The sequence below is a fragment of the Desulfofundulus sp. TPOSR genome (genome assembly GCF_011393055.1).
Taxonomy (GTDB): Bacteria; Bacillota; Desulfotomaculia; order Desulfotomaculales; family Desulfovirgulaceae; genus Desulfofundulus; species Desulfofundulus kuznetsovii.
Genome location: NZ_JAAOEF010000003.1, coordinates 791,227 through 804,784, shown reverse-complemented (window position 1 = coordinate 804,784; position 13,558 = coordinate 791,227). Strand labels below are relative to the sequence as shown.

The window sequence follows — 13,558 nt, the reverse complement described above, 5'->3', positions numbered from 1 at the left end:
CTGTTGGATTGCCTCCTTTTAACAGGTGCGAAGTATGCTATTCACCTGCAATCCGGATCTCCATAACCACGCCGGCTCCATCCAACCACAACTCGACCCGGGATTTGATGTACCGGTCCAGGTCGGAAAAGGCAATTCTGTTGCCCGAGGGATCAGTTACCCTCACCGCGGGGTCCACATCATACTCCTTGTCCTTTTCCAGGATAATGCGGTAAGTCCCTCCAGTTGTTTTGATGGCCTGCAGTTTGCCCGTTTGTTTTTTCAGGCTGGGACGGGAGGTTATCTTAATTTGAAGCACCCGTTCGTCCTGAATCTCCCCGGGGATGGGATCAAGGTAGGTAATTTCCACCCGGTCTCCCCGCATAACGCCCCCGGCGCGCCGGTCTTCCCTGTCCACTATCCTGGCCCGGTCCCAGTAATCGAAGCGATCCGGGTTGCCCTTCTGGCCGGACCTGCCCAGCAGCCCCAGCGTTTTGCTGGTGAGTGTACCTACGGTACCCGAGATTTTTTTCACCTCGAGCAGGGTAACCCGCTTTACCTGGCCGCCGTCAAGCTCCACTTCCACGAAGTCGCCCGGTTTGAGGGAGCGGAAATCCTGCTTGGCCTTTTTCCCCACCAGCACCGCATCCCAGGCCAGAGAAAAAATACGATCCTCGCAGTTCAAATCGTTCAATACCAGCAGGTTATCTTCACCCAGGACTACGGACTTCACCGAACCGGTTACTTTCTCTGTATTACCTGCTGTCTTCCGTTTCTCCAGCAGGTTGACCCAGCGCACCTGCCGGCGGCCGTCCAGGATAACTTCCACCCGGTGATTGCCGGCCTGGAGCAGCGTGCATTCCCTGCCGTCGGCGAAGCAATGATAATCTGGACTTACCCGCAACTTCTGCACCCCGACCAGGGAGGTGAGCTCCAGTTCCAGGCCTTTCGGGTCCATACGCACATTGGAAACCCAACCCTCCAGCCGACGGCCCGCCGGCACTTTAACCCAGTTGCGGTCCAGCAGGCTGGAAAGAATGACCGCCATTTCAGCGCGGTTCAATATGTGGGCGGGACGGAAAGTGCCGTCGGAATACCCGGACATGATCCCGGCTGCGGCCACGGCCCGGATGTAGGGTTGGTACAGGGCGGGTGCCCGGTCGATATCGGGAAAGACGCCGGTGGAAGGAGCACTGCCGGAAGTGCCTCCCTCTTCCGGTACGGCCAGGTAAAAACTCCGGGCCAGTAAAGCGGCCACTTCGGCCCGGGTTACCGGTTTATCCGGATTAAAGGAAGCCACCCACTCCGGGGGCAAAAATTCCTTTTTTACTGCCAGGGTAAAGGAATCCTGGCCCCAGGGAACCCGGGGGATAGGACTTCCAGCAGGCGAAGGCGTGCCGGAATCCTCAACGGTGCGTCTCCGGGTTTCCCGGCGGGCCGCCTCTGCCGCGGCCTTTTCGAAATCGCCCACCCGCATCACCAGGGCCACCAGCTCCAGCCGGGTGAGGGGGCGCTGGGGCCGGTAGGTGGCATCGGGATAACCCCGGACCAGATCCAGGGCGGCCAGGCGCAGGATGTGGCTTCTGGCCCAGTGGTTCCGTATATCCTTAAACCATTCTGTTCCGGCCGACTCCCCCGCTGCCACCCGGGGAGGCAAAATAAACATAATCCCTGTAATAATTCCCGCCATCAGCAGGACAAACTGGAAATGAAATCGCCTCATATCAGGAACACCTACTTGAACAGGCGCCAGGAATTGCCGGCATCCAGTATTTTGTACAAGCTCCCTTTGGCGGTGACTACGTACAGGTAACCGTCCGGGCCCACAAGCGGCGGCCTGCTGACGGCCCCGTCCAGCTCCAGGTCCCAGATCAACCGCCCTCCGGCGCCGACCGCCAGCAGGCGTTTGTCGGAAGTTCCGGCATAAATCCTGTCCCGCCTGCCGTCCACCGCCGGGGCTGAAATCAGATTCAAGAGCGGCTGGTACCATTTTTGCTGCCCGGTTTGAGCATCCAGGGCATAAATGCGTCCCCCGGCAGTAAAATAAAGGGTTTTATCCGGGGAAAGAACCGGAGCGGTCAGGTCGTCGAAGGGTATGGTCTGGCTCCAGGCGGGCCGGCCGCTGTCCTCCGGCCGGAAAGCATATACCTTCCCTTTATTCAACTTGTCGAGTTTCGACGGATTAACCGTTGCATAGAGAACGCCGTCGCCTCCCGGAACCAGATGGACCTCCTTTATCTCTCCCAGCCAGTAACGCCAGAGGATTTTCCCGGCACCGTCCACAGCCAGCAGGGTCGATCCAGCCTGCCTGCGGCTGCAAACCACGTATACCGCCCGCTCGTCGCCGGCACAACCGTCAATTGCCCGGTCTTTAAGGGGGACGGCCCGGTACAGATCGCCGGCATCCCAGTGTAACAACGCCCATTTATACCGGCCAATGGTGTCCACGGCGTACAATGCCGCAGGCAGGGGCAGGTAAAGGTAACCCCGCGGACCTGAAGACAACCAGGCAGGCCCGGATGCCGTGGAACCCTGGAAGGCACTGAAACTCCATCCCGCCGCCCCGTTCATTTTTATTTCCTGCACCACGGTACTCCCCGGTAAAAAAATAGAACCGGCGGGACCGAAAACCGGCCGGCCCATCCTTCCTCCCGCCGGACCGGCCGCCTCCCAGACCACCCGCCCCCGGGTGTCCACCGCCGCCAGTTTGTTGCCCACGGGGAGGTATAAAAGGCCGTTGGGGCCAACCATTATGTCCCCCGAAAGGCGGCCCACCCCGGACAACTGCCAGATAAACTGCGCCGGTTTCCCCTTCTGTTCGGCCGGGGAATAGACGGTCAGCTTCTGGGCGGCCCGGGCGGGAGAAGGAACAATTAGATGAAAGATAAGCAGCCCAAGGACAAGCCGGGCTAATAATTGCTTCGGTACTCCACACATGCCGACCACCTTTTACTGGTTCAGTCATTTCCCCAGCGTTACCAATCACCACCCGGATACCGCAAGCTCCGCCGCGGCCAGCGGCGTCTCCAGGAGTCCGGCGTTTTTTAAGGGCACGAACACAGAGTCTGGTGGTAATTCCCCGGGGCAGGCGTCACGACTAATTCACCTCCAATGAGCTGGTAGGGTGCCCCCTCGGGGAGCTTACAATAGTCAGCGTAGGTGTATTTTTTTTCGCCGGTAGCGGCGATCTCTGCAAGTGCCGCCTTCACCATTTCACCCCCCCTTGGATGCTTGCGGTAAAAGGCCCTGACTGGGCTCTTTCGCGGCATTATTGTAACATTTTTCCGAAAGGCGGGCAATGGTATGCGGGATAAAAACGCAAAAATCATGAAAAGCTTGCCAGCGTTCCTCGATATGAAAATATTAAATTTTAAGGAACTTTCATCTCTTTTCCTGTGTCTAATTCTATCAGGGAAGGAGATGGTAACAATGAAGTTGGCGGAGGCACTTTTGGAGCGTAAAAGTATAAAGGAGCAGATTGCTGCGTTAAGAGAGCGCGCCTTCAAGGATGCCCGGGTGCAGGAGGGTGACCTGCCGGCGGAGCGCCCGGAAGACTTGATGGCCGAAATTGAGAAGTTGACCCGCCGTCTGGAGACACTGGTGGTGGCAATAAACCGTACCAACCTGCAGGCTAAGCTCCCTGACGGGCCGACATTAATGGAAGCCATCGTGCATCGCGACATGCTCAAGTTGCGCCAGAAACTGGTTACGGATCTGGTTGATGCAGCCGCACCTGATCGTGATAGTTGGCGAATAACCCGTTCCGAGGTTAAGTTCCAGCCCACGATAGATGTAGCCCGGTGGCGGCGCGAAGCCGACGCCCTGGCCAAGGCGTACCGGGAACTTGATACGGCCATCCAGGCGGTGAACTGGACAACCGAATTGAACGAATAAAAATTTCAGGTGTAACCAGAGGTGGGAGCTGCTGAGGGCATCTCCCCGTCGGAGGTGCTATATCCGGCCGTAGCCGCGCTGACGCGCGTCTCCGTTAACTTCTCAGGGGTGAGGTCCCTGCAGGATACCGGTGAATGCGTACCGGGTAATGGGTACACGAGTACCGGGTAGCGGGTAAAGCTTATAACCACATGCCGGCAGCAATCTCTTTGGTGAGGGCGGGATAGAGGGTACCTATTTAACAGGTGCGAAGCATGCGTCTCCAAGAGTCCGGCATTTTTTTAGAACACAGGATATTAAATCAATCAAAAAGTCCGTGTCCAATAAAAATCCGGCTCTGTCGTTTTCCTAAAAAGGGGCATTATTGGTCACTGAATAATCCCCATTTATGGTCACGGTCCAGGGCCAAATATGGGGAAGCCCCCCCACTAATATTTCTTAAGGCAGTTTATCTCCTTTAACGCCGTTATTGATGATGACCCGAGCTTCTTCCAGGGTGCTGGCGGCAAACAGCTGCTCCAGGATATAGTCCAGCGTTTCTAAATCGGTCATCCGCTCGACCTTTTGCTGCAAGCCGGCCGACTTATCCCCAAACTTACGGGACAGATATTTACAAATGATTTCCCGCGCTTTCTCCACACGCCCTTCCACACGGCCTTCCGCACGGCCTTTTTCATGCCAGCTGGTGGTTATTTGCATAATGGCGTCAACCTCCTTTTTGTCCATTTTACCCAATTCACGGTAAAGTTGTTCTTCTTCCTCGCGGTTCAGCTTCAGGTAGGTCTCGAAAAAAACGGCCAGCAGTTCCATCCGCGCCGGGTCCAGTTTCGGTCGATCTGATTTTCAGTCATCGAGCTGTCTCCTTATATTCTTTCTGGTTAAAGTTTACATCAGGTCCAGAAGGGTTTCAAGAAGCACGGTCATTCTCCTTCTGGTACCTGCTTAAATTTTACACGGCCAGGTCAATCATGAAAACCCGCCTCAAGTCCCACCTTCATAGTCCTCTGGATGCCGCCGGTGCCACTCCCAGGCCGTGCGGACGATGGTTTCCACGTCGCCGTAACGGGGCGCCAGTCCAGCTCTTCCCTGATACGCCGGGAGGAGGCCACCAGCACCAGGTGGCACCATAGGGGTTGGTAGGAGCCAGGGGGTGGTCTTCCTCAATGGGCACCTGTACCGGCTCGCCGTAGACGGCGGCGGTGGAAGAAAAAATGAAGCAGGGAACTTCCGCCTCCCGCGCCGCCTCCAGGAGAGACAGGCCCTTAACCACGTTGTTATGGTAATAAAGGGACGGCTCGGCCATTGACTCCCCCACCAGGCTCAGGGCTGCAAAGTGAAGCACGGCCTGAATGCCGCGCGATCTCACCAGCCCCACCACCAGTTCACGGTCGGCAATGTCCCCCCAGACGAATTCCGCACCATCAAGCACCTGCGCCACCGCCATGTGGCCCCGGGAAAGATTGTCCAGCACCGTCACCCGATACCCCGCCCGCAAAAGTTCCTGAACTGTATGGCTGCCGATGTAACCGGCCCCACCGGTGACCAGAATGTGCATTTATCCACGCTCCCTTAAATTACCACTTCTGCACCGTCGCCCTTTTTGAATTTACCACTCCTATCGAAATGCCGACGCCGAAACGGCGAGGTTGATACCGGAATGGTGACGTACCGCTGGCGTATTTTTTGGGTGAGTCTGGACCCGGTTGCGGGTTCCGAACAGGGCGGAAAACGCCCGGCGCTGGTGGTGTCCGCCGAAGAAGTTAACCAGTCGTTGCCGGTGGTTACCATACTGCCGATAACCTCTTTTAAGCCCGGAAGAAAGGTATACGCCACCGAAGTTTTCTTAAGTAAAGAGATTTCCGGATTACCCAAAGGATTTTTCGCCAGTGTAATTAAGGAACAATACAGTTCGTCCCGTTTTTATAACCCCGCTCCGTCCAGCTCTTCCTGAAGCGCCGGAAAACGGGCATATTTTCTCCTCAACGCGGCGAAGTAATCTTCCCAGTTCTCCTGCGCGCCGGTGCGCTGGCAGAGAGTTTTAATCCGGCACAGGTAGCCTGCGGCTTCCCGGTAGGCCCCGCGCTGACGGCGGCCGATGGCCTCTTCCACCAGCTCTTTGTACAACGCTATGGCGTCTTCCGGCCGTTCTTTTTCAGCGGCCCCGGCCACCTTCTCCTTGTAATTACGCCATCCCCAACCGGAAGCCCGGGGCAATAACTCCAGCGCTCTCGTCACGTCGCCCTCATGCAGGGCGATTTCAAGCAACACGTGCGGCATTTTCTCGATCTCCGGAGTGTGCAGTACTTCGGAGCGCACCTGTTCCCAAACACCAAGCTTTTTACTAATATATTCCAGGTCTATGAACGATTTAACCCGTGGGTTCTGGAGAAAAACCCTGCGCTGCCACTTCAAGGCCGCTTCCCAATCTCCGTGTACCAGGTAATATTCCGCCAGCCATTCCACATATCTCCAGTGGGAGTCAGCCCCCTCCGCCAGTTCGGTCAGCAGGGTTACGGCCTGTTCCCGGGCGCCGGCTTCCACCAGCTCACCGGCAAGCCTGGTAATCAAGCCGGGTTTATCCAGGCAATGCTGCCGCGCAATGGCCACAGCCTCAGCCGGTTTTCCGTCCCTGACCAACCACAGCATGCGCTGTTCCGGGGTACCCAGTTCGCGGACGATATCGCCTGCTTCTTCATGCCGGCCGTGCTTCTCCCGCCAGGAGACAAGCATCCTGACCAGCATTTCCTTCTTCCAGTCATTGCTTTCCCCCATGGCCTCACGTATTCGTTCCTCGAGTACGGTCCATTCCTCTTCGGTGGCATGCTCCAGAATGACGTCAAAGGCGCCGGACGCAAAATCAATACCGCCCAGCCTGATGTCGGCCAGTTCGGCTTCCAGCAGCGTCTGCAGCCACTCCCGCCGCGTGCGGGCGTCAACCCGTCCCTGGGCCAGACACTCGCCCAAAAGTTCGGCGCAATCGCCGGCAACAACCGCGATGTCCCCCTCCTCGTCCATGAACTGAATATCCTCATATTCGGATGACAGCACGCTCAACAGGGCATGGCAAACCGTACCCGCGCCGAACCAGTCTTCTTTTGCGGCCATACGTTCGGCCATGTCAAGCATTCCCCGTAAATCCGCTTCGATAAGGAGCGGATCCTCATGCCGCAGCACACGTAACGCCTGCCGGCGGCACGATGCCGCATCCACATGCCCCCGGGCCGCGGACGCCGACAGTTCCACCAGGACCAGCAAGGACGGTTCCCGTTCAATCATCTCACTAATTAAAGATATAAGCTCTTCCTTGCTCAGCCGGGCAAGCATTTCCTCCAGAGGTGTCAGTTCCCGGAATGATTCCGGCTCATGGACATAGGCAAGCAACAGGGCCACGATGTGCTTGCAGAACCCGCCCCGGGGGCAGGTGCAGGAAGCTTCCACAATGCCTTTATCGCTAAACCTGACCCTGACCCTGTATGGCTGGTACCGGGAACCGCTACATTCCCCGCGCAGTTCCATCCCCTGGCGGACGGGGTCTATGATAGCTCCATCATTATAATAGTTCCTGCCGCGCTCAAAACTCTGAGGGTCCGCCATGTCGCGGATGTGGGATTCGGTTAGTCGCGGCAAATTATCCTTCTTTGTTTTGCTCTTTCTTCCAGTCACGGCCACACTACCTTTCAGGATTTGGACAAACTCATAGAAGTTGCCTATAGTAGAACAACCGCCTTCTCCACGGCTATTAGCATGTATCTAAGCTTTTCTTTCTACGGGTTCGATCCCCAGTTCATTCAGCCATTCCTTTATCCACCCGGTCATTGCTGCCTGTTTCTTTTGGTACCAACGTTGGTGCTCTGCAGGGTATTCACCCACCTCCTGCTATTGGCATTCAAGCAGCTCTGCAACAGTATATCTGCGGTTACCAGGCAGATTGCCGCCCCCGGTTCCCCGGTGATGCTTCCTGCTGACCGTTCACCAGGGCATGGATCGCTGCGCGCTTTTCCAGGTCCACCTCCCTTTGTTCCCGGGCCGCTTCACCCCCCAGGATGACAGGGATGGTCTGCAGCAAGATCTTACCTGTTGGTACGATTTTAGCCATTACCTTTTCCAAATGTCAACATTTCGAGGTGCAGTTGTCTCTTGCCAAACAGGCAGGAAACTGGCGGAAGACGACATCGTACGGTTTGAGGACGATTCCAGACGGGATATTGATTTACAAGGTTTTTTACCTTATAATGCATGTAAAAATAACTATAGATGATCGCCAGTATCCTCCAGGGGAACCGGGAAGAGTTGTTTAAGGCTTAGTTGAGCAGGAGGTGTTGGAAATGATTGAGCGTATTTCAATTGACCCGGCTGTTTGTCACGGTCAGGCCTGCATAAAAGGAACCCGTATTCCTGTGCATCAAATTATCGCTATGATGGCGAATGGAGATACCATTGAAGAATTGCTGGCGGAATATCCAACCCTGCAAAGGGAGGATATTCTGGCCTGCCTCGAATATGCGGCTTTACTCGCTGAAGAACAGATCACCCCCATTGAGGTTATGTCGCAATCATGAAAATTTATGTAGATGAAAATATCCCATCGCGAACAGTTCAAGTCCTGCGGGAATTGGGTCACGAAGTTTTTGATCACCGGGGAACGCCAAAAGAAGGAATTGCCGATCGAGATCTTTGGAAAATTGTTCTGCGCCTGAAATGCCTGCTTATTACTACAGATAAAGGGTTTGTGAACAAGCGCAGCGAACGGCATTATGGCATCATAATCGTTCGGCTTCGTCAGCCAAATCGTAAGAAAATTCATGAGCGCGTGCTCAGGGCTATTAATCAGTTTCGGGAAGATGAATGGCCGGGGACGCATAGTTGTTATGCGTGATAATGTACAGAGTGTTTGGCTAAAGGAAACCGCGCGATAGGAGATTCTTTCTTTCATACATAAACCGCACTATTTCCGCCAGCCCGGCCATAAGCGCCTTAAACGTTAAAGACTTTCCCTCGCGTGCTTACCTTACCGGCAGCAACAATTAATGGTGCCTACAAGGCGCTCAGGGTCAAACTCCTACACGGGCTTTCCAGGCTCCAGTGGTAAACCGACCCTTTCGCGGCAGTTTGGCTTGACGGTAATATCACAAAGACTGCGCCTATTTTCATTCATTATGGAGTGAACGTAAGTTCGTCATGGGGAACTCCTATCGAAATGCCGACGCCGAAACGGCGAGGTTGATACCGGAATGGTGACGTACCGCTGGCGTATTTTTTGGGTGAGTCTGGACCCGGTTGCGGGTTCCGAACAGGGCGGAAAACGCCCGGCGCTGGTGGTGTCCGCCGAAGAAGTTAACCAGTCGTTGCCGGTGGTTACCATACTGCCGATAACCTCTTTTAAGCCCGGAAGAAAGGTATACGCCACCGAAGTTTTCTTAAGTAAAGAGATTTCCGGATTACCAAAGGATTTTTCGCCAGTGTAATTAAGGAACAATACAGTTCGCCCCGTTTTTACAACCCCGCTCCGTCCAGCTCTTCCTGAAGCGCCGGAAAACGGACATATTTTCTCCTCAACGCGGCGAGGTAATCTTCCCATTCCTCCTGCGCGCCGGTGCGCTGGCAGAGAGTTTTAATCCGGCACAGGTAGCCTGCGGCTTCCCGGTAGGCCCCGCGCTGACGGCGGCCGATGGCCTCTTCCACCAGCTCTTTGTACAACGCTATGGCGTCTTCCGGCCGTTCTTTTTCAGCGGCCCCGGCATGTCGCCCCAAAAGGTAGTTGGATAAACATGCCGGCGGGGAAACTATAGGGAAGGCAGGGCCTTCCCTATAAAGCATCTTCGAGACCCGCTTCCTTGAGGGCGGCGGTGAGACGCTTCAGCTCCTGGGCGCGATCCTTGCGGCACACCAGCAGGCACTCCCCGTCGTCCACCACTACCAGGTTCTCCACCCCCAGGGTGGCCACCAGCCTGCCGGGGGCGTGGATGATGCTGTTGCGGGTTTCCAGAAAAACCCCCCGCGCCTCGATCACGTTGCCGTTTTCCTCCGTTTCCCGGCACCGCTCCAGGGCCGGCCAGGAACCCACGTCGTCCCAGCCGAAGTCACCCGGCAGGACCAGCACGTTGGGGGCCTTTTCCATGACCCCGTAATCAATGGAAACCTTCGGCAGGCCGGGATACACACGGGATAAGACTTCCCGGCAGGAGCCGCGGTTCATGGCCCGCCCTATTTCCGCCAGTCCGGCCGCCAGGGCCGGCAGGTGTTCCTCAATCAACCGGTAAATTAAATCAGCCCGCCAGATAAACATCCCGCTGTTCCACAGGTAACACCCCGCGGCCAGAAACTGGCGGGCCTTTTCCGGCCCCGGCTTTTCCGTGAACCTTACCACCCGGTAAACTGGTATGTCTTCATGGTATTCGAGCAACTCTCCCTGGCATATGTACCCGTATCCCGTGTCCGGCCGGGTGGGGGTAATGCCCATGGTTACCAGCCACTGGCCGCCGGCCGCCAGGGATACTCCCGCCTGCAGCACCGATTGAAACCGCTGTACATAGGCAATGTAATGGTCGGCAGGCAGCACCGCCATTATCCCCCGGGGGTCCTTTCGCAAAACATGGAGGGCTCCCAGACCCACGGCGGCCGCCGTATCCCGGCCGCACGGTTCGGCCACAATGTTTTCCGGCGGAATCTCCGGCAACTGCCGGCGCACGGTTTCGATATAATTGACACCGGTAACGACCAACACGTTCTCCGGCGGTACCAACCCTGCCAGCCGGTCAAAGGTCAGCTGCAGCATGGTGCGCTCCCCCACCAGGGAGAGGAACTGCTTGGGTCTATCCCGCCGGGAGAGGGGCCAGAAGCGCTCCCCCGCCCCACCGGCCATAATTACGGCATAAAACAAAAACACATCCCCCCGTACGGCGGGGCATACACCGCTTTGTGCAGTCCTTACCCCGGTCTTTATCGCTCTCTAACGCCGTTATTGATGATGACCCGAGCTTCTTCCAGAGTGCTGGCGGCGAACAGCTGCTCCAGGATATAGTCCAGCGTTTCTAAATCGGTCATCCGCCAGACCTTTTGCTGCAAGCCGGCCGACTTATCCCCAAACTTACGGGACAGATATTTACAAATGATTTCCCGCGCTTTCTCCACACGCCCTTCCACACGGCCTTCGGCACGGCCTTCCGCACGGCCTTTTTCATGCCAGCTGGTGGTTATTTGCATAATGGCGTCAACCTCCTTTTTGTCCATTTTACCCAATTCCCGGTAAAGTTGTTCTTCTTCCTCGCGGTTCAGCTTCAGGTAGGTCTCGAAAAAAACGGCCAGCAGTTCCATCCGCGCCGGGTCCAGTTTCATCCGTGCCAGCATGCGCAGGAATTCCAGCTTTACGCGCACCCTTTCTTCCGGCCTGAAGCCCATTTTGCTCAACAACGCCGCTGCTACCGGATTATCACTATGTATGTACTCCCGCCAGTCAAGTTTTTTCAACTCCAGCTTGTAAAACCGGAAATTCAGGACATCCAGGAAAGGGAAAGGCAATCCCGAAACTGTCCGGTTCATCCCGTACCCGGTCGTAGCCGAACACGGCCACCGGTAATATTTTCCGCCGGTACTTCTCGTATAACCGGCTGAAGTAAATAAACATCCGCTCGTTAAAATTCTTTTGCACATACGATTGCGGTTCAATGTGCACCAGAATCAAACCGGGCTGGCCCTTGAGACTGGTTTCCACCAGAATGTCCACTTTGTGTCTGTCACCGGCTGTAACATCGGTGAAGATTTCTTGCTGGAGAAACCTGATCTGTGTCAGGTCTATGGATCGGGCGGCTTCCGGAAAGAACAACTCCATGAATTCGGCGAAAAATGTTTCCAGCAATTCTTTAAACAGGCGGTCATGGTCGATCTGATTTTCAGTCATCGAGCCGTCTCCTTATATTCTTTCTGGTTACAGTTTACCTCAGGTTCAGAAGGGTTTCAAGAAGCGGTCATTCTGCTTGCCGGCATCCCCCGGCTAAAACTCCCACTGGAAATCTTCCACCTGGGGGTGGGCGGTAATTGCTTTTTTCATTAGTTCGATCCCCAGTTCATTCAGCCATTCCTTTATCCACCCGCTCATTGCCGTCTGTTTCATTTGGTACCAACGTTGGCGCTCTGCAGGATATTCAACCCACCTCCAGCTACTGGCATTCAAGCAGCTCTGCAACAGTATATCTGCGGTTACCAGGCAGATTGCCGCCCCCGGTTCCCCGGTGCTGCTTCCTGCTGACCGTTCACCAGGGCATGGATCGCTGTGCGCTTTTCCGGGTCCGCTTCGCTTTGTCCCCGGGCTGCTTCACCCCCCAGGATGACAGGGATGGTCTGCAGCAGGATCTTTAGATCCAAAAGCAGGGAATAGTTCCGGATGTAGTAGAGATCATAGCGGAGCTTGTCCGCCGCGGAAGTGGTATACTTGCCGTGGACCTGGGCCAGGCCGGTAAGCCCGGGTTTTACCAGGTGGCGGTAGTGATAATCAGGTATTTCGCTCGCAAACTGTTTAACGAAAAAAGGACGTTCGGGCCGGGGACCTACCAGGCTCATATCCCCCTTGAGCACATTGAAAAGCTGTGGCAACTCATCCAATCTGGTGGCCCTCAGGATACGGCCCACCGGAGTGATACGGGGGTCCTTCTCTCCTGCCAGTACCGGCCCGGTCTGTTTTTCCGCATCCTGGATCATGGTGCGAAACTTGTAGACCCGGAAGGTCTTGCCCCGGAAACCCGTTCGCTCCTGGGTGTAAAAAACGGGGCCGGGAGAAGTGACGGCTATGGCCAGGGCACAAAGTGCCATTACTGGAGCCGCCAGAATCAAACCCAAACCCGCCACTACTACATCCATCGCGCGCTTGGTTACCCGCTGCGGCCAGGTGAGGCGGATATCCTGCACCTCCACCACCGGCAGGTCGTCCAGCTGGGTCAGGCTGGCCCGGATCAGCAAAATGTCGTACAAATCCGGCACCAGGAAGACCTCCCGGCGGGCCTTGAGGCAGGCACCGACCACCCCGGCCTTGTCCTCCCGGGAGAGGGAGGGCACCACCAGCACGGCATCCACCGCGGGCAGCCATTTCTTTAATTCTCTCAGTTCCCCCGGCGCCAGCACCCGGCGTACCCTGAACCACCCCCGGGGCAACTCCAGCACCTTGCCCAGGATTTCTGCGGCCTCCTCCGGCGGCCCTACCACCAGCAGCTCCCGCCGGCCATAGATCCGGTGTTCGAGATGCCAGAAGAAGCAGCGCCACAGGCAGATCAGCCCCGCCTGGATGGGCGGCGCCAGCAGCAAAACACTGCGGGGGAAGGCAAAACCCCGCAGCCAGAAGGTGAGAGCCATGGCGGCCACGGCCACGCCAGCCACGCCGGTCAAAGTCGCACGCAGCACGGGCATGAAGCCGTTGTAACTCTTCTGGTACAGCCCCAGGGTACCGAAGATCCCCCACGTAACTGCCCCGATGCCCGGAAGCGCCTGCAGAAAAGCCTGCCAGTTTTCGGGCGGCAGCGTGCCGGCAAAGCGCAGGATAAAGGCCAGGTAATAGCCGCCCAGGACCCCCAGGGCGTCCCCGAGCGCCAGAAGCCAGGGTAAAAGCGGTTTTAAAAGACGCAGAAATTTCTTCATGGGTGAAACATCCAGTAAATGTATTGGGGTTCTGCTTTTTACTTAATTGACTTACTTCGAC

16 protein-coding genes are annotated in these 13,558 nt (G+C 56.2%); 5 read left to right on the top strand and 11 right to left on the bottom strand.

What is annotated here, in order from left to right; genetic code table 11:
* Positions 1-37 precede the first annotated feature (37 nt).
* Positions 38-1,702 carry an S-layer homology domain-containing protein gene (locus G7K71_RS15020; protein ID WP_166347989.1) on the bottom strand — a complete coding sequence of 555 codons (1,665 nt, stop codon included), beginning with the start codon at positions 1,700-1,702 and terminating at the stop codon, positions 38-40.
* Positions 1,703-1,713: 11 nt separating this feature from the next.
* The gene (locus G7K71_RS15015; RefSeq protein ID WP_166347986.1) at positions 1,714-2,916 is read right to left on the bottom strand and encodes a PQQ-binding-like beta-propeller repeat protein; all 1,203 of its coding nucleotides are present in this window, start codon (positions 2,914-2,916) and stop codon (positions 1,714-1,716) included.
* A gap of 492 nt (positions 2,917-3,408) precedes the next feature.
* Here G7K71_RS15015 and G7K71_RS15005 point away from each other — a divergent pair, with 492 nt between their 5' ends.
* Positions 3,409-3,873 (top strand): DIP1984 family protein, encoded by a 465-nt coding sequence (locus tag G7K71_RS15005; protein ID WP_166347983.1) that lies wholly within the window; start codon positions 3,409-3,411, stop codon positions 3,871-3,873.
* 438 nt (positions 3,874-4,311) lie between these two features.
* On the opposite strand, the gene G7K71_RS15000 is transcribed toward G7K71_RS15005, so the two are convergent.
* On the bottom strand, positions 4,312-4,683 hold the full coding sequence (locus G7K71_RS15000) for a hypothetical protein (RefSeq protein ID WP_313884997.1): 372 nt from the start codon (positions 4,681-4,683) through the stop codon (positions 4,312-4,314).
* Positions 4,684-4,867: 184 nt separating this feature from the next.
* Positions 4,868-5,428 (bottom strand): NAD-dependent epimerase/dehydratase family protein, encoded by a 561-nt coding sequence (locus tag G7K71_RS14995; RefSeq protein ID WP_166347980.1) that lies wholly within the window; start codon positions 5,426-5,428, stop codon positions 4,868-4,870.
* Between the two features lie 102 nt (positions 5,429-5,530).
* On the opposite strand from G7K71_RS14995, the gene G7K71_RS14990 reads away from it, so the two are divergent.
* Positions 5,531-5,824, top strand: a complete 294-nt coding sequence (locus G7K71_RS14990; protein WP_166347977.1) for a type II toxin-antitoxin system PemK/MazF family toxin — start codon at positions 5,531-5,533, stop codon at positions 5,822-5,824.
* Here the strand turns inward: G7K71_RS14990 and G7K71_RS14985 are convergent.
* Together G7K71_RS14985 and G7K71_RS14975 are read right to left on the bottom strand one after the other, a co-directional pair.
* Entirely contained in the window at positions 5,794-7,536 is a 1,743-nt protein-coding gene (locus tag G7K71_RS14985; RefSeq protein WP_166347974.1) for an SWIM zinc finger family protein, read from the bottom strand. The two genes, G7K71_RS14990 and G7K71_RS14985, sit on opposite strands and share 31 nt — an antisense overlap.
* A gap of 253 nt (positions 7,537-7,789) precedes the next feature.
* Positions 7,790-7,939, bottom strand: a complete 150-nt coding sequence (locus G7K71_RS14975) for a hypothetical protein (RefSeq protein ID WP_166347968.1) — start codon at positions 7,937-7,939, stop codon at positions 7,790-7,792.
* Between the two features lie 259 nt (positions 7,940-8,198).
* Here G7K71_RS14975 and G7K71_RS14970 point away from each other — a divergent pair, with 259 nt between their 5' ends.
* The 3 genes from G7K71_RS14970 to G7K71_RS14960 all read left to right on the top strand — a co-directional run bounded on the left by G7K71_RS14970 (position 8,199) and on the right by G7K71_RS14960 (position 9,338).
* Positions 8,199-8,432: a DUF433 domain-containing protein gene (locus G7K71_RS14970; protein WP_084062154.1), complete on the top strand. Its 234-nt coding sequence runs from the start codon at positions 8,199-8,201 to the stop codon at positions 8,430-8,432.
* Positions 8,429-8,749 carry a DUF5615 family PIN-like protein gene (locus G7K71_RS14965; protein WP_166347964.1) on the top strand — a complete coding sequence of 107 codons (321 nt, stop codon included), beginning with the start codon at positions 8,429-8,431 and terminating at the stop codon, positions 8,747-8,749. The genes G7K71_RS14970 and G7K71_RS14965 overlap by 4 nt, the downstream gene beginning before the upstream one ends.
* A 355-nt stretch (positions 8,750-9,104) precedes the next feature.
* Positions 9,105-9,338, top strand: coding sequence for a type II toxin-antitoxin system PemK/MazF family toxin (locus G7K71_RS14960; protein ID WP_166347961.1), 234 nt, complete (start codon positions 9,105-9,107; stop codon positions 9,336-9,338).
* 28 nt (positions 9,339-9,366) lie between these two features.
* Here G7K71_RS14960 and G7K71_RS14955 read toward each other — a convergent pair whose 3' ends face one another.
* The 5 genes from G7K71_RS14955 to G7K71_RS14940 form a co-directional block, all read right to left on the bottom strand.
* Complete coding sequence (locus G7K71_RS14955; protein ID WP_166347958.1) at positions 9,367-9,690, bottom strand: hypothetical protein; 324 nt, start codon at positions 9,688-9,690, stop codon at positions 9,367-9,369.
* On the bottom strand, positions 9,680-10,759 hold the full coding sequence (locus G7K71_RS14950) for a mannose-1-phosphate guanylyltransferase (RefSeq protein WP_313884996.1): 1,080 nt from the start codon (positions 10,757-10,759) through the stop codon (positions 9,680-9,682). Before G7K71_RS14950 ends, G7K71_RS14955 begins: the two co-directional genes overlap by 11 nt.
* A gap of 53 nt (positions 10,760-10,812) precedes the next feature.
* Positions 10,813-11,340 (bottom strand): hypothetical protein, encoded by a 528-nt coding sequence (locus G7K71_RS20100; RefSeq protein WP_313884995.1) that lies wholly within the window; start codon positions 11,338-11,340, stop codon positions 10,813-10,815.
* Complete coding sequence (locus tag G7K71_RS20095) at positions 11,327-11,770, bottom strand: Rpn family recombination-promoting nuclease/putative transposase (protein ID WP_313884994.1); 444 nt, start codon at positions 11,768-11,770, stop codon at positions 11,327-11,329. The genes G7K71_RS20100 and G7K71_RS20095 overlap by 14 nt, the downstream gene beginning before the upstream one ends.
* 299 nt (positions 11,771-12,069) lie before the next feature.
* The gene (locus G7K71_RS14940; protein WP_166347952.1) at positions 12,070-13,497 is read right to left on the bottom strand and encodes a sugar transferase; all 1,428 of its coding nucleotides are present in this window, start codon (positions 13,495-13,497) and stop codon (positions 12,070-12,072) included.
* Between the last annotated feature and the right edge of the window lie 61 nt (positions 13,498-13,558).